Source organism: Marinobacterium sedimentorum, assembly GCF_024267675.1.
GTDB classification, from domain to species: domain Bacteria; phylum Pseudomonadota; class Gammaproteobacteria; order Pseudomonadales; family Balneatricaceae; genus Marinobacterium_A; species Marinobacterium_A sedimentorum.
This window is the reverse complement of the sequence record NZ_JALDYX010000021.1, coordinates 21,830-45,991: the sequence shown is the minus strand read 5'-3', so window position 1 is coordinate 45,991 and position 24,162 is coordinate 21,830. Positions and strand designations below refer to the sequence as shown.

Genomic DNA, 24,162 nt, shown 5'->3' with positions numbered 1-24,162 from the left:
TGCGAGCACGGGTTCCTGTTTCTTGCCAAACACCGGTACCATAGGAGGCTCTGAGGCACCCGCAAATGAGTGCCAGCCTAAATCCAAACGTGGAATGATAAATCATTCGCAAGAGACAGTGCTAGAGGATTCCAAGTATGGACCAGCGTCAGGTTGAATTGACAGCGTGGGTGACGCGGGCATTTGAGCAGTTAGGCGTGGATCTGGCCCCCGACTGGCGCCTGACTCCGGTAAGCGGAGACGCCAGTTTTAGGCGCTATTTCAGGGTTTACAGCCACAATCTGACCTGGATTGCTGTAGACGCGCCGCCCGAGACCGAGGATTCGCGTCAGTTTGTCGAGATCGCCAGGGCCTGGGCGCCGTTGAATATCCATGTGCCACGTATTCATGCCTGCGATCTGACCCATGGCTTCATGCTGCAGTCGGATCTGGGCGATACCCTCTATCTGGATGTGCTTGATGCGAGTAATGCTGATGCGCTCTATGCCAAGGCGCTGGTGTCGCTGACCCATATACAGCAGTGCGTCATGCTCGGGCGCGGTGCTGAGTTGCCGCGTTACGATGCAAAAATGCTGACGTTCGAGATGGGCCTGTTTCGCGAATGGTTCGTCGAGCAGTTGCTGGGGTTGGAGCTCGATGCGACCGAGGTGGCGCTGCTTGATCAGCTGTTTAGTGCGCTGGCGGATTCCGCCCTGGCGCAGCCCCAGGTGTGCGTGCACCGGGACTTTCATTCGCGCAATCTCATGGTGAGCCGGGAAACAACCCCCGGTGTGATCGATTTTCAGGGCGCGGTCATCGGGCCTGTAACCTATGACCTGGTATCCCTGCTGCGCGACTGCTATATCGACTGGCCCCCCGCCAAGGTGTACGAGTGGATGGCACGCTTCGGCCAGGTGCTGGCGCGGGCAGGGCTGATGGAAACCTACGACGATGAGCTGTTTCGCAGCTGGTTTGACTTGATGGGCATGCAGCGCCACCTCAAGGCCCTGGGCATTTTTGCCCGTCTGAAACTGCGGGACGGTAAACCGAACTATCTGGTCGATGTGCCCCGCACCCTGGGTTATATCCAGCAGGTGGCGGACGCCTACCCCGAATTTGATGCCCAGGCCCAGTGGCTGCGCCAGCGGGTCATACCGGCCATGGCGGCGTCGGGCCAGTTTGAGGCTGATGCGATCAGGCGGTGGCTGCAACGATGAGAGCCATGATACTGGCGGCGGGCCTCGGTACGCGGATGCGTCCGCTCACCTTGACCACGCCCAAGCCGCTGCTGCGCGTCGGCGGCAAGGCGCTGATCGAATACCATATCGAGCGGCTGGTGGCGGCGGGTTTTGACGAGATAATCATCAACCACGCCTGGCTCGGCGCCCAAATAGAGGCCTATCTGGGGGAGGGTGCCCGTTACGGCGCCCGCATCTGCTATTCCGCCGAAGGCGAGCCACTGGAAACCGGCGGCGGCATTTTTCGTGTGCTGGACTGGCTTTCCCCGCACGGCAGCCCCTTTGTGGTGGTAAACGGTGATGTTTTCACGGACTATCCGCTCAGCCACCTGCCCCGCGTGCTCAGTGGTGAGGCCCATCTGGTGCTGGTGGGCAATCCCGTGCACAACCCTGCGGGGGATTTTGCTCTGGCGCAGGGGCGTATCGAGGCTCAGGGGATGGAACGCTATACCTTTAGCGGGGTCAGTGTGCAGTCGGCGGCACTCTATGCCGGCTGCACGGCCGGCGCCTTTGCGCTGGCGCCACTGCTGCGCGATGCGATCGCGCGGGGGCGGGTGACAGGTGAATATCATGACGGCTGCTGGGTGGATGTGGGCACCGTCGAACGACTGCAACAGCTAGACAGGGATTTGAGGGAGAAGCACCCAGATGGCAATTAATCCGGAGCAATTCGGGGCAGGACTGGCCGACAACGTGCGTCAGCACCGTACCGGGCTGGTCATTGGTGGTCTGATTGGTCTGTTCAGCGGTGGGCTGTTCGGGCTGATTTTTGGCGCCGGTATCGGTTTCATGCTGGATCGCTGGCTCAAGGGTAGCCTGCGACGCTTTAATCCGCGCGAGGCTTTTTTCCGCGCCACCTTTGCCGTAATGGGCAAGATTGCCAAGGCCGATGGCCGGGTAACGGAAAACGAGATTCGCTATGCGCGGGATGTGATGGCGCGCATGAACCTGGATCAGACCCGACGTGAAGAGGCGATAAGCCTGTTCAACGAAGGCAAGCACGAGAACTTCGATATCGGCGAGGTATTGCGCCCGCTGTCGGCGCTGATCCGCTATAACGTGCCGTTAAAACTGATGTTTGTCGAGATTCAGCTGCAGGCGGCGATGTCCGATGGCAGCATCAGCCCGGCGGAGCTCGCGCTGGTGCGCCAGGTGTGTCAGCAGCTGATGATGACCGAGCGTGAAGTGGCGGCGCTGATCGCCCGCATGCAGGCGCAGCAGGCCTATGGCGAGCACAGTTTCGGCGGCCATCAGCAGGGCTTTGCCGAACCGCAGTTGCTGAAAGATGCCTATGGTGTGCTGGGTGTAAGCGAGTCGGCGTCGGATTCCGAGGTGAAAAAGGCCTACCGTCGCCTGATGAGCCAGCATCATCCCGACAAGCTGGTGGCCAAGGGCTTGCCAGCGGAAATGATGCAGCTGGCGAAGGAGAAAACCCAGGAAATTCAGGCCGCCTACGACCGTGTTAAAAACGCCCGCAAAGCGGCCTGATATTAGGTATAAAAAGCCCTTGATAGAGAGGGTCAGCGGCCCGGCTGCTGCTCGGCGGGCTCGGCCGCACCCTGGTTCATCATAGGCGCAGGCATCAGGTAACGCTTGATGCGCCCGCGCACTTCGCGCAACAGCAGGGCGCCGTCATCGGCGGGCAGTATTTCTGGCAGTTGCCCCTGGTGGTAGCTTGCCAGAAGCGCCCGTCGGGCGCTGTTGCCACGCAGGCGCGCAGCCACTATCGCCACCTGGTCCAGCTGATAAATATCCAGCACCGGCACGCTTAGCTCCGTCAGCAGCTGCTTTAACTGCGGTGCGCCCGCGGCAGAGGGCTGGCGCGCATTCAGCAGAGTCAGGCCAAGCTGGTGGCTTTGCTGAAACTCCCTGGCGCAGAGCGCCGCCCAGACCGCGCCTGTACCCGTTCCCAGAAAGATCAGATAGTCGTGCTGGCGGGACTCAAGGTGCCGGATGGCGGCTTCACATATCTTGATCACGCGCTCGGCGTACAGCTCCATAGGCGCAATTTCGGTGTCCTGCGCTGCGCCGTCAGTTCCATTGCTGCTGGCGTCTGCATTGCTTGGCTCTGCACCGCTGGCGGCTGCGCTGCTGTTGGATACAAAGCTGCGCGGCGGCACAGGCGTGGCGGCGCTGCGCGGCAGCGCGACCGACAGCGTATCCCAGCCGTGGCGCGCCAGACCTGTGCGCAGCGGATGCAGATCCCGCGGCCAGTCCGGATGGTTGTGCTCATCGGGCAGCAGAATCACGGCGCCGGTGGGTTCGGCCTGGCTGGCGGGCTGATAGAGTGTCAGGCTGCGGTCGCTGTTGGTTTCAAGCCAGTTGGCCTCGGTTTCCGGTGCCTGCTCCAGGGCGCGGGCCAGATCGAGCATGCCCTGTTGCTGGGGTGTCGGCTCGACCCGTTCACGCAGGGCAGCAGGAGAGCTGGTTTCGGGGCTGCTTTGTGGGTCGCTTTCGATATTTGTCTGGGCAGCGGATGCAGCGGCCTGAGCCATGACGACGGGCAGCAGGAGACTCAGGGTGAGGGCGCAGAGTATTGGCTTCATGTCCGGATTATTCAGAACTGCCCGGTCGCAGGCAAGGCCTTGCTTGGTTACAATAGCGCCGATTCAAAATTTCCTTCACAAAGAGTCTGACCATGGCCGATTACAAACTAGCCCCGTCCATTCTGTCCGCCGACTTTGCCCGCCTGGGTGAGGAGGTTGAAAATGTACTCGCGGCGGGTGCCGACATTGTGCACTTTGATGTCATGGATAATCACTATGTGCCAAATCTGACCATCGGTCCCATGGTGTGCAAGGCGCTGCGCAAGCACGGCATCAAGGCCCCCATCGATGTGCATCTGATGGTAAAGCCGGTCGATCGCATGATCGGCGAGTTTATCGAGGCCGGTGCAAGCTTTATCACCTTTCACCCCGAAGCCTCGGATCACATCGACCGGTCCCTGCAGATGATTCGTGATGGCGGCTGTCAGGCGGGCCTGGTGTTCAATCCCGCCACCCCGCTGCATTACCTTGATCACGTCATGGATCGGCTGGACATGATTCTGCTGATGTCCGTTAACCCGGGTTTTGGCGGTCAGAAGTTCATTCCCTCGACCCTCGACAAGCTGCGTCTGGTGCGCGAGCGCATTGACGCCAGCGGGCTGGATATCCGTCTCGAAGTGGATGGTGGTGTGGGTATCGGCAATATCGCCGAGATCGCTGCGGCCGGTGCCGATACCTTCGTCGCCGGTTCCGCCATTTTTAATACCGATGATTACCGCGCCACCATCGACGCCATGCGCGCCGAGCTGGCGAAGGTTTCCTGATGCGCAGCCTGTTCGCAGGCCAGGATCCCGCCCTGGTGCTGTTCGATCTGGACGGCACTCTGGTGGACAGCGTGCCGGATCTGGCTGTGGCCGTCGATCGCATGCTGGCGGCGCTCGAGCTTGAGCCCGCCGGCGTTGCACGGGTGCGGGACTGGGTCGGCAATGGCGCACCGACGCTGGTGCGCCGTGCGCTGCACGGACAGCTGGAGATATCCGATGCCAGGCTGCCAGAGGGGCGCTTTGACAAGGCCTATGGGCTCTTTTTGCAGTTCTACGGCGAGTCTACCGCAGCGCTGAGTGCGCTCTATCCCGGCGTGCTCGAATGTCTTAACGGGCTTCAGGCGCGGGGTATTCGTCTTGGCGTTGCGACCAACAAGCCAATGCGCTTTACCGGTGAAATGCTGCAGGGGCTGGGGATCGATGGCTACTTTGACGTGGTGATCGGTGGCGACAGCCTGCCCACCTGCAAGCCGGATCCCGCCATGCTGATCAGCGCCATCGAACAGTGCGGCGCCACGCCTGCCACCACCCTGATGGTGGGGGACTCGAGCAACGATGTTCTGGCGGGGCGGGCGGCGGGCTGCAAGGTGGCGGCAGTGCCTTATGGTTACAACCACGGTGAGCCTATAGCGGCCAGCGCGCCTGACCTGATAGTAGCGCGTCTTGATGCGCTGCTGTGAGTCGCTATGGTGGCGGTTGCGCAGGCCCTCGGGCTTGCTATATCGTATAGCTCCAACATTCTGATTTAACTGATAACTTTCAGCCGTGAATCTATTTCTTGTGCTTCATCAAATGGGCTTTCGACTCGGTGTATTGCAGCTGGAGTCGCGCTGGCGATGGCGTCTGTAATGCCCGCCTGACACACCTTCAAACCCACTTTTTGAGGCAGCAAAATGACGCCTGAACAGTTTTCCGATCTGGCCGCGCAGAATTATAACCGTATTCCGGTGATGCGCACCGTACTGGCCGACCTGGACACCCCGCTTTCCACCTACATGAAACTGGCCGACGCGCCCTACAGCTACCTGTTCGAGTCGGTCGAAGGCGGCGAGAAGTGGGGGCGTTACTCCATTATCGGCCTGCCGTGCCGCACGCTGCTGAAGGTCTGCGGCCATGAGGTCAGCATCAGTACCGACGGTGCTATTGTCGAGCAGCTGGAGGTGGAAGATCCGCTGGACTTTGTCGAGCAGTTTCAGGCCCGCTACCGGGTGCCGAATCTGCCTCACCTGCCGCGCTTCAATGGTGGCCTGGTGGGCTACTTCGGCTACGACACTGTGCGTTATATCGAAAAGCGCCTGGCGGCCACGGCTCCGCCGGATGTGATAGGCACGCCTGACATTCTGCTGATGGTGTCTGATGAGCTGGTGGTATTCGATAACCTCAGTGGCAAGCTGATTCTGATCTGCCACACAGATCCTTCGCTGCCGGATGCGCTGTCGCGTGCCGAAGCCAGGCTCGATGAACTGGTGGCCAGGCTGCGCACTGCAACGCCGCGGCCACCCGAGGCTGCGCCTGCGCGTCATGTTGATGAGGCGGCATTCAAGTCCAGCTTTGGTGAAGACGCCTTCAAGGCGGCCGTGGCGCGCATTAAGGAATACATCCTGTCGGGTGACATGATGCAGACGGTGATCTCCCAGCGCATGTCGATTCCCTTCGAGAGCCGGCCGCTGGATCTGTACCGTGCACTGCGCTGCCTGAACCCGTCGCCCTACATGTATATGCTCAACCTGGATGATTTCCATGTGGTGGGGTCGTCGCCGGAAATTCTCGCCCGGGTGGAAGATGGTATCGCGACCGTCAGGCCCATTGCCGGTACGCGCCCCCGTGGTGCGACCGAGGCCGAGGATCAGGCGCTGGAGCAGGATCTGCTGTCGGATCCCAAGGAGCTGGCCGAGCACCTGATGCTGATCGACCTGGGGCGCAACGATATCGGTCGCGTGGCTCGGGTGGGTGAGGTGCAGCTGACCGAGAAGATGCTGGTGGAACGCTACTCCCATGTCATGCACATCGTTTCCAATGTGAATGGCCGCCTGCGCGATGACGTCAGTGCCATGGATGTGCTGCGTGCGGCCCACCCGGCCGGCACCCTCAGCGGTGCGCCCAAGGTGCGGGCGATGGAAATCATCGACGAGCTTGAGCCCGTGAAGCGCGGCGTCTACGGGGGCGCCGTGGGCTATCTGTCCTGGAACGGCAATATGGATACGGCCATCGCGATCCGTACTGCGGTGATCAAGGACAAGACCCTGCATATTCAGGCCGGCGCCGGCATAGTGGCCGATTCGGTACCCCAGAACGAGTGGGACGAAACCATGAACAAGGGGCGGGCGATTTTCCGTGCCGTGGCCATGGTGGAGCAGGGGCTGGATAACCTGTAACAGGCTTGTTACTGCGCTAACAGCGTGAACTGAACCCATGACCGGAGCCCTGTGCTCCGGTTTTTTTTTGCGTGCGGGTTTGCCGTACTGGCCCCGGATTTTGTGCCATTGGCCCCATATGTCAATTAATAGGCTCCTTTTGTTATTGTCCGGTTCGTGCCAAAGAGGGACACTGCATGACATTGAGATGCCGGCTAGTGGCGCTTGGCGCACATTTTTTGATGGCCGGCGGCCCCTTGGGTCGGGTGGGTGTCCTTTTTGGTTGTATCTTATGGCCAGACTGACCCCGGTTCATGTTAACGATGCAGGCCGCCCCGGTGGGCCTGGACATTAATGCGAAAAGGCAGAACAGCATGAAAGTACTGGTAACGGTCAAGCGTGTCCTCGACTACAACGTCAAGGTGCGCGTCAAGGCGGATCGCAGCGATGTCGATCTGGCCAACGTCAAGATGGCACTGAACCCCTTCTGCGAGATTGCCGTGGAAGAAGCGGTGAGACTGAAGGAAGCGGGTGTTGCCACCGAGGTGGTCGTGGTGTCCATCGGCCCCAAGGCGGTGCAGGAACAGATCCGTACCGCCCTGGCGCTCGGAGCCGATCGCGGTATTCATATTGAGACTGAAAACAGCCCGGAATCCCTGTCAGTCGCCAAGCTGCTGGCCAAGGTGGTGGCCGACGAGCAGCCGGGCCTGGTCATTCTCGGCAAGCAGGCCATCGATTCCGACAACAACCAGACCGGCCAGATGCTGGCGGCACTCACCGGCCTGTCCCAGGGCACCTTCGCTTCTGAAGTGAAGATCGAGGGCGATGAAGCCCTGGTAACCCGCGAAGTCGACGGCGGCCTGCAGACCCTGGGTCTGAAACTGCCGGCCATCGTGACCACCGATCTGCGTCTGAACGAGCCGCGCTATGCATCCCTGCCCAACATCATGAAAGCTAAGAAAAAGCCGCTGGATGTGAAAACGCCGGCGGATCTGGGTGTCGAACTGCGCGCCCATACCGAGCTGCTGAGTGTTGAGCCGCCGGCCGAGCGCAAGGGCGGTATCAAGGTGGGCTCGGTAGCCGAGCTGGTGGAAAAACTGAAAAACGAAGCGAAGGTGATCTGATGGCGACCCTGATTATTGCGGAACACGATAACAGCATCCTCAAACCGGCTACGCTCAATACCGTTGCCGCCGCTGCGGCCATCGGTGGCGATGCCGTGTTGCTGGTGGCGGGTGAAGGTTGCCAGGCCGTGGCCGGTCAGGCTGCGCAGGTTGCCGGTGTCAACAAGGTCTTGCTGGCCGATAACGCCGCCTATGGGCATCAGCTGGCTGAGAACGTCGCGCCGCTGGTGGCAGAGCTGGCCAAATCCGCCGGCTTTGAGTATGTGCTGGCGCCGGCCACCACCACCGGCAAGAATTTGCTGCCTCGCGTGGCGGCCCTGCTGGATGTGGGTCAGCTGTCCGATATCGTTTCGGTTGAGTCGGCCGATACCTTCAAGCGCCCGATCTATGCCGGCAATGCCATTGCCACGGTGAAATCGCTGGATGCCATCAAGGTCATCACCGTACGTGGCACGGCCTTCGATCCGGTGGCCGCCGAAGGCGGTTCTGCCAGCATTGAAGCCGTGACAGCGGTGCATGACGCCGGGCTGTCGCGCTTTGTCGGCGAAGAAGTGGCCAAGTCGGATCGCCCCGAGCTGACAGCGGCCCGGGTGATCATCTCCGGTGGTCGCGGCATGGGTAACGGCGAGAACTTCGCCCTGCTGGAAAAGGTGGCTGACAAGCTGGGTGCCGCCGTGGGCGCGTCCCGTGCGGCCGTGGATGCGGGCTTTGTGCCCAACGACATGCAGGTGGGCCAGACCGGCAAGATAGTGGCGCCCGAGCTGTACATTGCGGTGGGTATTTCCGGTGCCATCCAGCATCTGGCGGGCATGAAGGATTCCAAGGTAATCGTGGCGATCAACAAGGATGAGGAAGCCCCGATCTTCCAGGTGGCGGACTATGGTCTGGTTGCCGACTTGTTTGACGCCGTGCCGGAACTCGAAGCGAGCCTGTAAGAGGCTTCCAGGTCGCGCTCTCAAGTTGCGGCCTGGTTGCGGATCTGTTGAAGCCCGCTCCTACGGGTGCTGTGTTTTTCGCCAGTGTGTTGTGCAACAGCTTATCCCAGGGGCTCAGTCTGTACAGACAGAGCCCGCTCCATCCCCGCAATAAGAAAGAGGTAAGTCCCCATGAGCGAAGCCGTGAACGCTGCTGAACGCGAATCGATGGAATTCGATGTGGTGATTGTAGGCGCGGGCCCTGCGGGCCTGTCCGCCGCCATTCGCCTGATGCAGCAGGCGCAGGATGCCGAGCGCGAGCTATCGGTCTGTGTGGTGGAAAAAGGCTCCGAAGTCGGCGCCCATATTCTGTCGGGCGCGGTGATCGAACCCCGCGCCCTGGCTGAACTCTTTCCCGACTGGGCGGAGCGTGGCGCACCGCTGAACACGGCGGTGACTGCCGACGAGATGTACCTGCTGCAAAATGCAACCTCGGCCCGGCGCATTCCCAACGCGCTGGTGCCCAAGACCATGCACAATGAGGGCAACTACGTCGCCAGCCTGGGCAACCTGTGCCGCTGGCTGGCTGAACAGGCCGAAGCGCTGGGGGTAGAGATCTTCCCGGGCTTTGCCGCCAGCGAAGTGCTCTATCACACCGACGGTGAACTCAAGGGCGCGGTCAAGGGCATCGCCACCGGCGACATGGGCATCGGTCACGACGGCCAGCCGAAAGACAGCTACATGCCGGGCATGGAGCTGCACGCCAAGGTGACACTCTTTACCGAAGGCTGCCGCGGCCATCTGGGCAAGCAGCTTATCGAGCGCTTTGCGCTGGACAAGGATGCCGATCCGCAACACTACGGCATCGGCATCAAGGAACTGTGGGATATAGACCCCGCCAAACATCAGCCAGGGCTGGTGGTGCATGGCTCCGGCTGGCCGCTGCAGGGTGATGCCTCCGGTGGTTTCTTCCTCTATCACGCGGAAAACAGCCAGGTCGTGGTGGGCCTGATCGTCGATCTGAACTACAGCAACCCCTGGCTCAGCCCGTTCGATGAATTCCAGCGCTTGAAGCATCATCCGCTGTTCGCCCAGACGCTGGATGGCGGCAAGCGGGTATCCTACGGCGCCCGGGCCATCACCAAGGGCGGTTTCAACTCGCTGCCCAAAATGACCATGCCGGGCGCGCTGCTGCTCGGCTGTGATGCCGGCACCCTGAACTTCTCCAAGATCAAGGGCACCCACACCGCAATGAAATCCGGCCTGATTGCGGCCGAGTCCGTATTCGAGGCGCTGGGCAAAAACGACAGTGCCGGGCAGGAAATAGCGGCCTTTACCGACGCCTTCAAGGCCTCCTGGCTCTATGACGAACTGTACCGCAGCCGCAACTTCGGCCCGGCGATGCACAAGTTCGGTGTGCTGCTGGGTGGCGCCTTCAACTTCGTCGATCAGAACCTGTGCGGCGGCAAGTTGCCGATCACGCTGCACGATACCAAGCCGGACTATGCCCAGCTCAAGCCCGCGGCGCAGAGTCCGAAGATCGACTACCCCAAACCCGATGGCAAGCTGAGTTTTGACAAGCTGTCGTCGGTGTTCCTCTCCAACACCAACCACGAAGAAGACCAGCCCAGCCACCTGCAGCTGACCGATGCCAGCATTCCCATTGCGGTAAACCTGCCTACCTGGGCGGAGCCTGCACAGCGCTTCTGCCCGGCGGGGGTCTATGAAATTGTGGAAGAGGCGAGCGGACCGCGTTTCCAGATCAACGCCCAGAACTGTGTGCACTGCAAAACCTGTGACATCAAGGACCCGTCGCAGAATATCACCTGGGTGACCCCTGAAGGTGGCGGCGGTCCGACCTATCCGAACATGTGATGCCGAGGCTAAAAAGCCGACATCAAGGAGTCATCCCCAGGTGCAGCAAAACATCACCTGGGTCACTCCTGAAGGTGGTGGCGGTCCGACCTACCCGAACATGTAAGTTTTCACTCTGCTAATGCCCTTTGCCCCGCACCTGCGGGGCTTTTCTTTATCTGCCAGACCCCTTCAAGTGCCGGCAGTCAGGTGCTGCACTGTCCATCGGGCTTGAAATAGTGCCGCCAAGGATGCAACGTCGAACCTGACGGGTACTGTCGGACATGCCATTGGCCTGTAATTGCCAAGTCCTGCAGGCTTCCGATTGAAAGCCGGCTAACTCCCAAGGGGCACAATGAACTTCAAACGTCTGGAAACCTTTGTCTGGGTCGCGACCCTTGGCAGCTTCAGGAAGGCGGCGGAACGCCAGTGCACCACGCAGCCGGCGATCTCGTCGCGCATTGCCGCGCTGGAGGAGGAGTTGGGGGCCAAGCTGTTCGTGCGCGAGGTGGGGCCGGGCCCCGTGGCGCTGACGGCCAAAGGCAAAGAGTTGCTGCCCTACGCGGAGAAAATCATCTTCATGTCGGAGCAGCTGCGCAAGCGCGCCAACCTGTCGCTGTCCCTGGGTGGCCTTTTGCGCCTGGGGGTGTCGGAAACCATCGTCCATACCTGGCTGCCCGACTTTCTGCGGTGCCTGCATACCGACATGCCCAATCTGGAGGTCGAACTGACTGTGGATGTGACCAGCAACCTGCGCACGGGCCTGCTGGAGCGCTCGCTGGATCTGGCCTTTCTGATGGGGCCCGTATCGGACCCCAGCATCGCTGACCTTGAACTCTGCACCTTCCCGCTGGTGTGGGTCGCCAGCCCCGGGCTGGATCTGCCGCAGCGGCCGGTGGTGCTCAGTGAGCTGACGCGCTGGCCGATTATCACCTACGCCAGAAGCACCAAACCCTTTGCCGAGATCAGCCAGCAATTCCGGGCGCTGGACGGTCCGCCGGTGCGGTTTTTCTCATCCAGCTCCCTGGCGGCCTGCCATCGTCTGACCCTCGATGGCGTTGGCGTCTCGACCTTGCCACAGGTGATGATTACCGCGGAACTGGCGGCCGCCACCCTGAAAAGGGTCGAGGTGGACTGGACGCCCAGCGCCCTGGTCTTTACCGCCTCCTATCCTACGGTACCCTGCAATCCCCTGGCGGAGCTCGCAGCACAGATGGCCGTTAGGGTGGCCACAGCCGCCGTAACGGCTTAGTTGATCAATTTTTTTTATCAACATAACAATAAAATGATAATTAGAAATTTTTGTGGGCTGGAGTAGAGTCTTTACCAGAAGACACAATAACAAGATCAGCAGAGGTTCCCGCCATGCCCCGGTTGCAACGCAGTCTGTCCGATTACAAAGAGCGCCTGCTGGGCGAATCCAGCGCCTTGCGCCAGGCCATTCGCAGCGGCGAGCACAGTGCCATGACCAGCGGCCTGGCGCCGGGCCTGGTGCAGGGTAACCTGGTTATTCTGCCCGCCGACTGGGCCGGCGACTTCCTTGCCTATTGTCAGAACAATCCGGTGTCCTGCCCGCTGATCGCCGTGTCCGAGCCCGGTAACCCGGCCCTGCCGGGCCTGGGGCTGGATATCGATATCCGCTACGATGTGCCTGAATACAATGTTTTTCGCGACGGCGAGCTGGTTGAAACGGCATCGGATATCGCCGCCCTCTGGCAGGGCGACATGGTCGCCTTCGTGCTGGGCTGTTCATTTTCCTTTGAAGATGCGCTGCAGCAAGCGGGTCTGTCGGTACGCAATATCGACACTGGCCTGAACGTCTCCATGTACCGCAGCAATATTCCGACCGTGCCCGGTGGGCGTTTCCACGGTGACATGGTGGTGTCCATGCGACCTTTCATCGCCGCCGATGCCATTCGCGCGATACAGGTCACCACCCGGTTGCCCAAGGCCCACGGTGCACCTGTGCATCTGGGTGACCCGTCACTGATTGGTATTAAAGACCTCGCCGCGCCTGACTTTGGCGATGCGGTTGAGCTGCGTGGCGCTGAACTGCCGGTCTTCTGGGCCTGCGGTGTAACGCCCCAGGTGGCGGTGCGTAATGCCAAGCCGCCCATCTGCATCACCCATGTGCCCGGCAAAATGCTGATCACCGACCTTCTTAATGCAGAACTTGCGATTCTCTGAGGCCTGCAGGCTGCAGCGCCTCCTTTACCGGTAACCCAGTGGGCTTTAGTGCTGGCAGCTATTCTTGATAACAGGAATATTGCCGCCCTGGGCTCAGAGGTTATCGCCAACCGGCTCAGGATGAGATCCGGTACTTTTTAATAACAATGAAAACTGGAGCATCAAGATGAAAAAATTAGCGGGCGCCATGCTGCTGTTGGGTACCCTTGCGACTTCTGCGGTTCAGGCCGAGAAGTGGCATATGCCCACGCCTTACGCCGATGCCAATCTGCCGACCCAGATCGCGCGTGAATTCGCCGAGGAAATCAGGGTCAATACCGCCGGCGAGCTGGATATTACCGTGCATTCGGGCGCATCCCTGGTGAAGCATCCGGAAATACCGCGCGCGGTGAAAACCGGCCAGGTTCAGCTGGGGGAAGTCTTTATCGGCATCATGGGTAACACCCATCCGGTGTTCAAGCACGACAATATTCCGTTTCTGGCCACCACCTTTGATGATGCCGAGAAACTCTGGGCGGCGGCCCGGCCCGAAGTTGAAAAGCAGCTGGATAAAGACGGCATGACTCTGCTGTACACCGTTGCCTGGCCGGCCCAGAGCCTTTACACCAAGGCGCCGGTCAACCGGCTGGAAGATCTGAGCGGCCTGAAGATGCGCGCCTATAGCCCGTCCACTTCCCGTCTGGCGGACCTGATGAATACCACCCCGACCACCGTACAGGTACCGGACATTCCCCAGGCCTTCAGCACCGGTATTATTGACGCCATGATCACGTCACCCTCGACCGGTGTGAACGGCCAGGCCTGGGATTACCTGGAGCACTTCACCGATGTGCGCGCCTGGATTCCCAAGAACGTGGTGGTAGTGAACAAGCGGGCCTTCAAGCGCCTGGATGACAAAACCCGCCAGGTTGTTCTGGATGCCGCCGCCAAAGCCGAGAGCGAAGGCTGGAAGCGTGTGCGCGTCACGGCGGCCGAGGATACCAAAACCCTGGCCGAGCACGGCATTCAGGTGGCAGAGCCCTCCGCCGAGCTGATGGCGCAGCTGCAGAAGATCGGCGACACCATGATCGAGGAATGGAAGGCCGAGTCACCGGATGAGGTTGGAGCTATCCTCTCCAGCTACCGCCAGTAATCCCAGTGTCACAGGCTCCGATTGCGGAGCCTGTCCAGCGAGGCGCCTGTTATGCACTCACTTCGAGAAAAACTGTATCTGGCATCGGGCTACCTGGCGGGCTTTTGTCTGGTCGCCATCATGCTCATCATCCTGGCCCAGATTGTCGGTCGGCTGTTCGGTTTTATCATTCCCTCCGCGGAAGATTTTTCCGGCTACGCCCTGGCTGGCGCCACCTTCCTCGGCCTGGCCTATACCTTTCACGAAGGCGGGCATATCAGGGTTACGCTGCTGATTCAGCGCTGCTCGTCCCGGGCGCGCTACCTGCAGGAATTACTGGTACTGCTGTTTTCTTTGGTGCTGGTGAGCTACATGACCGGGTACTGCATCTACATGGTGTGGGAGTCCTACGTCTTCGAAGAGGTCTCCTATGGCTACATTCCGGTGCCTATATGGATTCCGCAGGTGCCCCTGGCGCTGGGAATGCTGGCGCTGAATCTGGCCATTCTCGATAGCCTTGTCTGTGTCGTGAAAGGGCGGGTGCCGGCCTATCAGACCCATGAGAATGAACTCAATCTGGAGGAAGTCTGATGGATATGACGCTGCTATCGATTGTACTGGCCGTCAGCATGCTGCTGATGCTCGCCATGGGGATCTGGGTGGCGCTGGCGCTGACCGGCGTGGCGGTGCTGGGGCTGATGCTGTCCGGCAACGACCAGATCGGCCTGCTGTTTGCCACCTCCAGCTGGGGGGCCAGTACCTCCTGGTCGCTGACCGCCTTGCCGCTGTTTATCTGGATGGGGGAGGTGCTGTTTCGTACCCGCCTGTCGGAGGATCTGTTCAAGGGGCTGTCGCCCTGGCTGGGTGGACTGCCGGGCAAGCTGCTGCATGTCAACGTGCTCAGCTGTGGCATCTTTGCCGCCGTCTCTGGCTCATCCGCTGCCACGGCTGCCACCATTGGTCGTATGACCCTGCCTGAACTCAAGGCGCAGGGCTACAGTGAACGCATGGCCGTGGGTACCCTGGCGGGCTCCGGTACCCTGGGGCTGCTGATACCGCCCTCGATTATCCTGATCGTATACGGCGTGGCCGCCGAGGTGTCTATTGGCCGGCTGTTTATTGCCGGTGCTCTGCCGGGCCTGCTGCTGATGGTGCTCTTTATGGGCTACACCATGGTGTGGGCACTGCTGAACAAGGACGAGTTGCCCAGCGACAAAAGCGACCGCGTATCGCTTACCGTCAAGCTGAAGGCGCTGAAGCAGCTGCTGCCGATTGTGGCCCTTATCGGCTTCGTGCTGGGCTCCATCTATGGCGGCCTGACCACGCCGACGGAAGCGGCGGCGCTGGGAGTTTTCGGCTCACTGTTTCTGGCCCTGGTGACCGGCAGCCTGGATCGCGAGAGTTTTCTCGGCAGTCTGCTGGGGGCGGTAAAGAGCTCCTGCATGATCGGGCTGATTCTGGTTGGTGCGCACTTTCTGACCCTGGCCATGGGCTTTCTCGGCATTCCCAGCGCCCTGGCGCAGTGGATTGGCGATATGGCGCTCTCGCCGGTGGTGCTGCTGATGTCGCTGACGGTGCTGTTCGTGGTGCTGGGCTGTTTCCTCGATGGCATCTCGGTGGTGGTTCTGACCGTGGCCGTGGTTCTGCCCATGGTGCAGCAGGCCAACATCGACCTGCTCTGGTTCGGTATCTATATAGTGCTGGTGGTGGAAATGTCCCAGATCACGCCGCCGGTGGGCTTCAATCTGTTCGTGATTCAGGCGCTCACCGGCAAGGACATCTTGTATGTGGCCCGGGCGGCACTGCCGTTCTTCCTGCTGATCCTGTTTGCCATAGTGCTGATCAGCTGGTTCCCCGAGATTGTGACCTACCTGCCGACGACCATGTCGCAGCGCTAGCCGGATTCATCACAGGGGCTGTGTCGCCTGGCGCCGCCGCCCGAATCTGCCCTGGATTAATTTTCTGATCTTGCCCTGTCCTGCGCACCCTTGCAGGGCAACGGCAATGCTTTGCCTGGAGAAGGTCGATGAAACTCAATTGTGACATGGGTGAAAGTTTTGGCAGCTGGGTCATGGGCATGGACGAACAGGTGATGCCCTTTGTCGATATGGCCAATATCGCCTGCGGTTTCCACGCCTCGGACCCGCTCACCATGGACAGAACCGTCAAGCTGGCCCTGGCCAGTGGCGTCAGTATCGGTGCCCATCCGGGTTATCCCGATTTGCAGGGCTTTGGCCGCCGCGACCTGCAGTGCTCGGCGGACGAACTGCGTGCGCTGCTGGTCTATCAGATTGCCGCGCTCGATGGCATCTGCCGCGTGAACGCAACCCGTATTGACTATGTAAAACCCCACGGCGCCCTCTATAACCGCATGATTGCCGATGACGCCACCATGGCGGTGGTGATGCAGGCGGTGCTGGACTACGCGCCCCAGTGCCCGCTGGTGATCATGGCCACGCCCGATGCCGAGCGCTTTCGTGCCCGGGCCGCAACACTGGGGCTGACACTCTGGTTCGAAGCCTTTTCCGATCGTGCCTACGACGATCAGGGACGGCTGCTGTCCCGCGCGGTGCCGGGCGCCGTGCATCACAGCTGCGAGGCGATCGAGCAGCAGGTGATGCAGATGATCAATGACGCCAGCGTCACCTCCATCAATGGCGTGCGGGTGCCGATCCAGGCCGACACCCTGTGCATTCACGGTGACAATCCGCTGGCGCTGCAGCTGGTGCAGCGTTTGCGGGGCTGGGTACAAAGCTGATGCAGTTGCAGAGCGTTAACGAGAACACCCTGCTGATCAGCCTTGGCGACGAGATCGGTGACGCAGTGGCGCAACGGGTGCGGCAGTTGCTGGATGCCATTCGCTGCGAACTGGCGGAATGCGTGATCGACCTGGTGCCGTCCTATAGCTCGATTCTGCTGAGCTTTGATCTGCGCCAGATAGACCGGCTGGGCATGTTATCCAGGCTGCAGGCGCTGATGCAGCGGCTGGAGCACGCCGAGGACAGGCCCCTGGAGGCACGTGAATTGGTACTGCCGGTGTATTACGGCGAGGAAGTGGCGCTGGATATGGCAGCGATCTGCCAGCACCTGGGGTTGTCCACCGATGAGGTCATAGCCCTGCACAGCGGCGTCAGTTACCGCGTCTATGCCATTGGCTTTAGCCCGGGCTTTGCCTTTCTGGGCAATACAGACCCGCGCCTGTGCATGCCCCGCAAGGCCACGCCACGGCTGAAAGTCCCCAGGGGCAGCCTCGGTATTGCCGACAACCAGACCGCCATCTATCCCAGCGTCACGCCGGGTGGCTGGCAGCTTATCGGCCGCACGCCGCGGCAGATGATCGACTGGAACAGCCGCTCGCTGGCGCTGATGGAAGTGGGTGATCGGGTGCGCTTCGAGCCGGTATCGAGGCAGGAATACCTGAGTCTGGGAGGGCAGTTCGATGAGCTTTGAGGTTATCAACCCGGGTATTCTGAGCCTGTTGCAGGATGACGGGCGCTTTGGCTATCAGCATCTGGGCGTCACCACCGGCGGCCCGATGGATGAGCATGCCTTTGTCTGGGCCAATCATATTCTGGGCAATGCACCGGGGTCAGCGCAGCTGGAAATTACCTATGGCCTGCTGCAACTGCGCTGCCAGGCCGATACCTGCATCGCCCTGACGGGGGCGGATCTTGGGGCGCGTATCAACGGTGAGCCGCTGGCGCCCTGGTGCACGAGGCAGGTACGCAAAGGCGACAAGATCGTGTTCGCGACTCCGGTCACCGGGCTGCGGGCCTATCTGGCGGTGCTGGGGGGATTTAAGGCTCAGGCGCGCCTGGGCAGCTGTGCCACCGTCTGCCGCGAGGGGCTGGGGGGTGTCGATGGTGCAGGCGTCAAGCTCAAGGCCGGGGATATTCTGCCCTTTGAGCCAACTCGTACGGCGATTGACGCCCGGGTGCCCGCCTGGGCCATCCCCGACTACGACAGCCCGCTGGAACTGGGCGTGATGGCGGGTTATCAGCACGATGAGTTCGATATAGTGCAGCGCACGAAATTCTTTTCCGCCAGCTATAAGGTGAGCCAGAACATGGATCGCATGGGCTATCGCCTCAGCGGCGATGCGATTCAGCCCAGGCGCAACGGCATCATTTCGGAAGGCATCGCCTTTGGCGCCATCCAGATCCCCAGTGATGGCCAGCCCATAGTGCTGTTGCGGGACCGCCAGACCATCGGTGGTTACCCGAAAATCGGCTGTATCAGCGCCCTGGGCGCCGCCCAGCTGGCCCAGCGCGGGCCTGGTGACCGGGTGCGCTTTCGCCCGATGGATGTGTCCGAGGCCGAAGCCCAGCGCATGATTTTCAATCACAGCTTTGGGCTTTAACCCCTGAGCTTCTTTTAATGCCAGACATTGTCTTACCACCTGACGCCGTCCTTAACGCCTGAATACTATCGGGGCAGAGCATGAAAATACCTATGGATGCCAGCAGATCCCAGATGCCCGCGCGCATCGTTCGCAGTCAGTTCGCCACCTTGGCGCCGGGGGATAACTACCTGAGGCTAGCGGTCGCGGGCGAGGGGGCTCCGATGACCCTGTCGGCGCTGCTGCCCATCGTTGAAAACCTGGGGGTTGATGTCATCAGCTCCGCCAGTACCGGGCAGCATGGCGACTGGATAATCGAGCTGAGCCTGCAGCCCCGGAGTGCGCAACTGCTGGAGAGCCGGGCGATGCAACAGCAGTTCTGCCAGACGCTGCTGGCGGTGTCCCGCGAGGAAGTGGACAACGATGGCTTCAACAACCTGATTACCCTCTGCGCGCTGGATTTGCGTGGCTGCATTCTGTTGCGCGGTCTGGCCCGCTATCTGCTGCAGATCAAGCTGCCCTTCAGTCAGGCCTACATGCAGGGCGCGCTCTGCCGCTATCCGCAGCTGGCCCGCGCCCTGGTGGAGTATTTTTACCTCAAGTTCGATCCCGCGGCCCAGGGCAGTGAGGGCGATCTTGAGAGCAGGCACCGGGCGCTGCTGGCACAGATTGACGGCGTGGCCTCGGTGGATGACGACCGCATCTTCACTGCCTTTGTGGATGTGATCTGCGCCACGGTGCGCAGCAACTTTTTCAACCCCGCGGTCTGGACCGACCCGCAGCGCTGTCTGGCGTTCAAGCTGCTGCCGGGACGCATCCGTAATATGCCCAGGCCCGTGCCGGCCTTCGAGATATTCGTCTTCGGCCCCGCGGTTGAAGGGGTGCACCTGCGTGGTGGCAAGGTGGCCCGTGGCGGCCTGCGCTGGTCCGAGCGCATGGAGGATTACCGCACAGAAGTGCTGGGGCTGGCCAAGGCACAGATGGTGAAGAACGCCGTGATCGTGCCCACCGGCGCCAAGGGCGGCTTTGTCTGCAAGGCGCTGGGTACTGATTTGGAACCGGCTCAGCGTGCAGTCAGGGTGCGCCAGGCCTATTCGGCCTTTATCCGTGGCCTGCTGGATCTCACCGACAACCGTGTCGATGGCCAGGTGGTGCCACCTGCACAGCTGGTGCGCTACGACGCAGATGACAGCTATCTGGTCGTTGCCGCCGACAAGGGCACGGCCACCTTCTCCGATCTGGCCAATGGCATCGCCGCCGAGTACGACTTCTGGCTCGGCGATGCCTTCGCCTCCGGCGGCTCCAAGGGCTACGACCACAAGAAAATGGGCATTACCGCCCGCGGTGCCTGGGAATCCACAAAACGGCTGTTTCGCGAGCTGGGGCTGGATACCCAGCGTCAGGCGTTCAGCGTTGTGGGCATCGGCGACATGTCCGGTGATGTGTTCGGCAACGGCATGCTGCTGTCGAATCAGCTCCGTCTGTTGGGGGCCTTTAACCACCGGCATATCTTTGTCGATCCTGCGCCGGACCCGGCCGCCTCCTTTGGCGAGCGGCAGCGGTTGTTCGGCCTTGAAGGCTCGGCCTGGAGCGACTATGATCCGGCGCTGATATCCGCAGGCGGCGGCGTCTTCTCCCGTCAGAGCAAGAAAATCCCCCTGAGCCTGCCCATGAAGCAGGCCCTGGGTATCAGCGATGAAATTGACTACCTGGCGCCCGACGCGCTGATCGCGGCGCTCTTGCGCGCACCGGTGGACCTGTTGTGGAACGGCGGCGTTGGCACCTATGTACGCGCCAGCGACGAGACCGATCTCGATGTGGGTGATCGCATCAACGATGGCCTGCGCGTTGCCGCCACCGAGCTGCGTGCCCGGGTGCTGGTGGAGGGCGGCAATCTGGGGCTGACCCAGCGCGCCCGTATCGAGTTTGCCCGCCGCGGCGGCCTGATCAATACCGATGCCATCGACAACTCGGCCGGGGTCGACTGCTCCGACCATGAGGTCAATATCAAGATTCTGCTGGATCAGCGCGTGCGCGCAGGCGTCATGGCGGCGCCGGCGCGGGACGAACTGCTGGGGGCCATGACCGATGAGGTGGCGGCGCTGGTGTTGCGCAACAACTACGCCCAGAGCAAGATGTTGAGCCAGTCCAGCCAGACGGCGGCGGCCTTCATCGCCCAGCACGGCCGGTTGATTCAGCTGCTGGAGCGCGAAGGGCGGCTGGATCGCCAGCTTGAATGCCTGCCGGATGAAACCGAAATTGCCGGGCGCATTGCCCGTCAGGAAGGCCTGAGCCGGCCGGAAATTGCGGTGTTGCTGGCCTATAGCAAAAGTCGGTTGTTCGAAAAACTGATCGACACCGACCTGATCGACGACCCCATTGTTGCCGAATCCCTGCTGCAGTATTTCCCGGCCCTGCTGCGGGACAACTATCGCGACGATATTGAAAATCACCCGCTGCGCAAGGAAATACTCGCCGCCCAGCTAACCAACCAGGTCATCAACCGCATGGGGTCGAGCTTCTGTCTGCTGTTGCTGGAAGAGGTTAAAACCGACTGCGCCCACTGGATTCGTTCCTATACGGTGGCGCGCGAAGCCCTGGGCATCGCCGATCTGGCGCGGGATATCGATGCGCTGGATGCCGGCATCAGCAATCAGCAGCAGATGGATCTGCAGCTGCGCATGCATCATCCGGTGGAGCGGGCGACCCACTGGCTGCTCAAACATGCGGACTGGTCGCAGCCGACAACGGTGATCGCGGCGCGTTTCCGCCAGGCTATCGACGACACCCGCGGACGGCTGCCTGGCATGGATGGCGCGATGCAGGGTAGTCATGGGCTGCTGGAATCCAGGGTCGCCGAGCTTGAACGGCTGTATTTTGGCTTTGATATCGCCGCCATCGCCCAGCAGGCCGGATGCGACGTGTCGCTGGCCGCCAGCGTCTGGTTCTGCCTTAACAACTATCTGGACCTGTTCTGGCTGCGCCTTGCCCTGGAGGGCTTGCCGGCGTTCGACAAATGGCAGCGCAAAAGCAAACAGCAGCTCAGCGAGACGCTGGATGCCGCGGTGCGACGCCGGGTGCTGGCGCTGCTGCAATCCAGCGACGCCTGTGCCAGTGAGGATGCATTTCCTGCCCTGATCGAAAGCTGCGCCACGCTTGGCGAGCTGCGGGACAGCGTTGCCGAAGCGAAATCCCAGACAGGTCAGCACCTGGCGATGATGAGCTGTCTGGTCAATCAGTTGCAGGCTTGAGACGATAGGGTGCTGGAACCTTCAGCAGGGATCAAAGTGTCTGAAATAGTCCTTATTTACGACAAGCAATGCCCCTTCTGTGATCACTACTGTCGCCTGGTGCGTATTCGGGCGACGGTGGGGACGCTGCGGCTGGTCAATGCCCGCGACTCTGCTGAACGGACGGCTGAACTGATGGCTGAGGTGACGGCCGCCGGGCTGGATATCGACCAGGGCATGGTGCTGAAAATGGGTGAGCGGCTCTATTACGGTGCCGATGCCATCCAGCGGCTGGCACTGCTTGGCAGCTGTTCGGGTGCCTTCAATCGGCTGAATTACTGGATCTTTCGCTCGAAGCGTCGTTCGGCGCTGCTCTACCCATTGCTGCGCAGCTGTCGCAATGGAGTGCTGAAACTGATGGGCAAGTCCCGTATCAACAATCTGCAGCGGGCGGGCAGCGACCGCTTCTAACTGCCAATCACGAATCACGAATCACGAATCACGAATCACGAATCACGATTCCACGAATCCCAGACCGGCGATGTGCCGGATTCCGATAAAAGCGCGCATTCGCTGCCGGGTGCAGCACGGCCTACTCAGGCTGCGCTTTGTGCTCGCGGTGATCGAGAATGATCCGGTGCACGAAGGACAGCTTTTCGATGGCCAGTGGCGCCAGGATAAAAGGGTAGAGGTCGGGGTGGCCCATGCTCTGGTTCAGGTTGTTGAGGGCATAGGTGACCGGCAGCCACTGTTCTATCAATGGCTCGAAGTTCCTGCTGCGATAGGGGTCGAAGGGCACGCCTGTGCTCAGTTCTTCGGCTTCTTCGACCCGGGGTTTGACCCTCAGGCCGAAGGCGCGGGCGGTTTCCAGGGTGTCGGCGATATGCAGGTAGTGGGCCCAGGTTTCGGCCCAGTCTTCCCAGGGATGGCTGCTGGCATAGGTGCTGACGAAACTGTTTTGCCAGTCGGCGGGGGCGCCCGTTTTGTAGTGACTCTGCAGGGATTGCTGATAATTCCGCGTCTCGTCGCCAAACAGGGTTCGAAAAGGCACCAGCCATTCGCTGTTCTGTACCAGCCTGTCCCAGTAGTAGTGCCCCGACTCATGACGAAAATGGCCCAGCAGGGTGCGATAGGGTTCGGCCATCTGCTGGCGCATGTCTTCGCGGATGGCGTTGTCGGCTTCTGCGATATTCAGCGTTATCAGGCCGGCCGCGTGACCGGTCAGTACGCGCTCGTCGTCTTCGTGAAACGCCTTGCTCGGGTCATCCGACAGAAAGGCAAACGCCAGTCCGTCGGCATCAGGTTCGGGCTTGGGGTCCAGTGGCAGGTCGAGGCGCATGAGGCTGAAAACCAGCCGGCGCTTTTCCGCCTCCAGCCGGTGCCAGAGGGTCTTGTTGCCCTCGATACTCAAATCCGGAATGGTCTGAGTCAGGCGACAGGCCACGCAGTACTTGCAGGGATCGCTGTCCGCGATCATCCAGTTGCACAGGTTGTGTTCGCTGTAGTTGGCGCACTTGCGATAACCGGGCTCGCCGGGCTTGGCATCGACGGCAACCCAGTGTTCGCCTTGGGCCTGCAGTGCCGCAAGCACCATTTTGTCGGGCAGGAAGCCGAGTTCGTGCTGGCAGCGTATACAGCTGAAGTTGTCGAAGTAGAGGGTCTGGCCGCAATGCTCGCAGGTGAAGAGTTTCATGTCAGGCTCCTGATTTGCTGGCAGTGTAGCCGCGGCGCGGTCACCGCAATAGCTTTCCCTGTGTCGGCACGAGGAAATGCCGGCGAAGTCGTGTATTATTTCCCGTCGGGTTCGGCGCCGGCTGGCGCTTTTGGTCCGACAGGCTGCCAGGCAGCAGCCCGGTCGCGGATCGCGACGAACAAGGGTTTATAAGTATCAACAGATTGGGTGCTATATGCTGCTGATGATCGACAATTACGACAGCTTTACCTACAACGTCGTGCAGTATCTGGGTGAGCTGGGCGCCGATGTTCGGGTGTTTCGCAATGACGAAATCACCCTGGAGCAGATCGAAGCCCTGAACCCTGAGCAACTGGTGGTATCGCCTGGCCCCTGTACGCCCAAAGAGGCGGGGGTTTCAGTGCCGGCGATCGAGCACTTCGCAGGCAAGCTGCCCATCTTCGGTATCTGTCTGGGCCATCAGAGTATTGGCCAGGCGTTTGGCGGCAAGATTGTACGTGCCAAGCAGGTAATGCACGGCAAAACCTCCATGGTGCATCACAACAACAGCGGTGTCTTTGCTGGCCTCGCCAATCCCGTGGAAGTGACCCGCTACCATTCGCTGGTGATTGAGCAGGCGTCTCTGCCCGAGTGTCTGGAAGTGACGGCCTGGACCCAGAATGACGATGGCACTATCGATGAAATCATGGGCGTGCGTCACCGCAGCCTGGATATCGAAGGTGTCCAGTTCCATCCCGAATCGATTTTGACGCAGCAGGGGCATGAACTGCTGGCCAACTTTCTCAAGCGCCGCCGTCCGCAGGCGGCCTAGCAGCCTGCTAAGGAGAGA

General features: G+C 60.9%; 22 protein-coding genes. 20 read left to right on the top strand and 2 right to left on the bottom strand.

Annotated features, from left to right (window positions below; all coding sequences use genetic code 11):
- Positions 1 to 137: 137 nt before the first annotated feature.
- The 3 genes from MRS74_RS16305 to djlA are packed head-to-tail and all read left to right on the top strand — an operon-like array spanning position 138 to position 2,705.
- Positions 138 to 1,196 (top strand): aminoglycoside phosphotransferase family protein, encoded by a 1,059-nt coding sequence (locus MRS74_RS16305; protein ID WP_254581337.1) that lies wholly within the window; start codon positions 138 to 140, stop codon positions 1,194 to 1,196.
- Positions 1,193 to 1,876 carry an N-acetylmuramate alpha-1-phosphate uridylyltransferase MurU gene (gene murU, locus MRS74_RS16300; protein ID WP_254581336.1) on the top strand — a complete coding sequence of 228 codons (684 nt, stop codon included), beginning with the start codon at positions 1,193 to 1,195 and terminating at the stop codon, positions 1,874 to 1,876. The genes MRS74_RS16305 and murU overlap by 4 nt, the downstream gene beginning before the upstream one ends.
- A complete protein-coding gene (djlA, locus tag MRS74_RS16295) occupies positions 1,866 to 2,705 on the top strand; it encodes a co-chaperone DjlA (RefSeq protein WP_254581335.1) in 840 nt (279 codons plus the stop codon). The genes murU and djlA overlap by 11 nt, the downstream gene beginning before the upstream one ends.
- 32 nt (positions 2,706 to 2,737) lie before the next feature.
- On the opposite strand, the gene MRS74_RS16290 is transcribed toward djlA, so the two are convergent.
- Positions 2,738 to 3,763, bottom strand: a complete 1,026-nt coding sequence (locus tag MRS74_RS16290) for a DUF3530 family protein (protein WP_254581334.1) — start codon at positions 3,761 to 3,763, stop codon at positions 2,738 to 2,740.
- Positions 3,764 to 3,855: 92 nt separating this feature from the next.
- Between MRS74_RS16290 and rpe the strand changes: the two genes are divergently transcribed.
- From rpe to MRS74_RS16210, 16 genes are all read left to right on the top strand, one after another.
- Positions 3,856 to 4,527: a ribulose-phosphate 3-epimerase gene (gene rpe / locus MRS74_RS16285; RefSeq protein WP_254581333.1), complete on the top strand. Its 672-nt coding sequence runs from the start codon at positions 3,856 to 3,858 to the stop codon at positions 4,525 to 4,527.
- Positions 4,527 to 5,207 (top strand): phosphoglycolate phosphatase, encoded by a 681-nt coding sequence (locus MRS74_RS16280; protein WP_254581332.1) that lies wholly within the window; start codon positions 4,527 to 4,529, stop codon positions 5,205 to 5,207. The genes rpe and MRS74_RS16280 overlap by 1 nt, the downstream gene beginning before the upstream one ends.
- Before the next feature lie 213 nt (positions 5,208 to 5,420).
- A complete protein-coding gene (gene trpE, locus MRS74_RS16275; RefSeq protein ID WP_254581331.1) occupies positions 5,421 to 6,902 on the top strand; it encodes an anthranilate synthase component I in 1,482 nt (493 codons plus the stop codon).
- 353 nt (positions 6,903 to 7,255) lie between these two features.
- The gene (locus MRS74_RS16270; RefSeq protein ID WP_254581330.1) at positions 7,256 to 8,005 is read left to right on the top strand and encodes an electron transfer flavoprotein subunit beta/FixA family protein; all 750 of its coding nucleotides are present in this window, start codon (positions 7,256 to 7,258) and stop codon (positions 8,003 to 8,005) included.
- Positions 8,005 to 8,940, top strand: coding sequence for an electron transfer flavoprotein subunit alpha/FixB family protein (locus MRS74_RS16265; RefSeq protein ID WP_254581329.1), 936 nt, complete (start codon positions 8,005 to 8,007; stop codon positions 8,938 to 8,940). The genes MRS74_RS16270 and MRS74_RS16265 overlap by 1 nt, the downstream gene beginning before the upstream one ends.
- Before the next feature lie 171 nt (positions 8,941 to 9,111).
- Positions 9,112 to 10,794, top strand: a complete 1,683-nt coding sequence (locus tag MRS74_RS16260; protein ID WP_256557967.1) for an electron transfer flavoprotein-ubiquinone oxidoreductase — start codon at positions 9,112 to 9,114, stop codon at positions 10,792 to 10,794.
- A 334-nt stretch (positions 10,795 to 11,128) separates the two neighbouring features.
- Positions 11,129 to 12,025 carry a LysR family transcriptional regulator gene (locus MRS74_RS16255; RefSeq protein WP_254581328.1) on the top strand — a complete coding sequence of 299 codons (897 nt, stop codon included), beginning with the start codon at positions 11,129 to 11,131 and terminating at the stop codon, positions 12,023 to 12,025.
- 113 nt (positions 12,026 to 12,138) lie between these two features.
- Positions 12,139 to 12,960, top strand: a complete 822-nt coding sequence (locus MRS74_RS16250; RefSeq protein WP_254581327.1) for a putative hydro-lyase — start codon at positions 12,139 to 12,141, stop codon at positions 12,958 to 12,960.
- A gap of 166 nt (positions 12,961 to 13,126) precedes the next feature.
- Positions 13,127 to 14,092 (top strand): TRAP transporter substrate-binding protein, encoded by a 966-nt coding sequence (locus MRS74_RS16245; protein WP_254581326.1) that lies wholly within the window; start codon positions 13,127 to 13,129, stop codon positions 14,090 to 14,092.
- 51 nt (positions 14,093 to 14,143) lie between these two features.
- Positions 14,144 to 14,662: a TRAP transporter small permease gene (locus MRS74_RS16240; RefSeq protein ID WP_254581325.1), complete on the top strand. Its 519-nt coding sequence runs from the start codon at positions 14,144 to 14,146 to the stop codon at positions 14,660 to 14,662.
- On the top strand, positions 14,662 to 15,969 hold the full coding sequence (locus MRS74_RS16235) for a TRAP transporter large permease (protein WP_254581324.1): 1,308 nt from the start codon (positions 14,662 to 14,664) through the stop codon (positions 15,967 to 15,969). The genes MRS74_RS16240 and MRS74_RS16235 overlap by 1 nt, the downstream gene beginning before the upstream one ends.
- 128 nt (positions 15,970 to 16,097) lie before the next feature.
- On the top strand, positions 16,098 to 16,829 hold the full coding sequence (locus MRS74_RS16230) for a 5-oxoprolinase subunit PxpA (protein WP_254581323.1): 732 nt from the start codon (positions 16,098 to 16,100) through the stop codon (positions 16,827 to 16,829).
- On the top strand, positions 16,829 to 17,521 hold the full coding sequence (gene pxpB, locus MRS74_RS16225) for a 5-oxoprolinase subunit PxpB (RefSeq protein WP_254581322.1): 693 nt from the start codon (positions 16,829 to 16,831) through the stop codon (positions 17,519 to 17,521). The genes MRS74_RS16230 and pxpB overlap by 1 nt, the downstream gene beginning before the upstream one ends.
- The gene (locus MRS74_RS16220) at positions 17,511 to 18,431 is read left to right on the top strand and encodes a 5-oxoprolinase subunit C family protein (RefSeq protein ID WP_254581321.1); all 921 of its coding nucleotides are present in this window, start codon (positions 17,511 to 17,513) and stop codon (positions 18,429 to 18,431) included. Before pxpB ends, MRS74_RS16220 begins: the two co-directional genes overlap by 11 nt.
- 92 nt (positions 18,432 to 18,523) lie before the next feature.
- The gene (locus tag MRS74_RS16215) at positions 18,524 to 21,661 is read left to right on the top strand and encodes an NAD-glutamate dehydrogenase domain-containing protein (protein WP_254581320.1); all 3,138 of its coding nucleotides are present in this window, start codon (positions 18,524 to 18,526) and stop codon (positions 21,659 to 21,661) included.
- 36 nt (positions 21,662 to 21,697) lie between these two features.
- Positions 21,698 to 22,111 carry a DCC1-like thiol-disulfide oxidoreductase family protein gene (locus MRS74_RS16210; RefSeq protein ID WP_254581319.1) on the top strand — a complete coding sequence of 138 codons (414 nt, stop codon included), beginning with the start codon at positions 21,698 to 21,700 and terminating at the stop codon, positions 22,109 to 22,111.
- A 121-nt stretch (positions 22,112 to 22,232) separates the two neighbouring features.
- Here MRS74_RS16210 and MRS74_RS16205 read toward each other — a convergent pair whose 3' ends face one another.
- Complete coding sequence (locus MRS74_RS16205; protein ID WP_254581318.1) at positions 22,233 to 23,333, bottom strand: zinc-binding metallopeptidase family protein; 1,101 nt, start codon at positions 23,331 to 23,333, stop codon at positions 22,233 to 22,235.
- A 214-nt stretch (positions 23,334 to 23,547) separates the two neighbouring features.
- Here MRS74_RS16205 and MRS74_RS16200 point away from each other — a divergent pair, with 214 nt between their 5' ends.
- Positions 23,548 to 24,144 (top strand): aminodeoxychorismate/anthranilate synthase component II, encoded by a 597-nt coding sequence (locus MRS74_RS16200; RefSeq protein ID WP_254581317.1) that lies wholly within the window; start codon positions 23,548 to 23,550, stop codon positions 24,142 to 24,144.
- Positions 24,145 to 24,162: the final 18 nt, after the last annotated feature.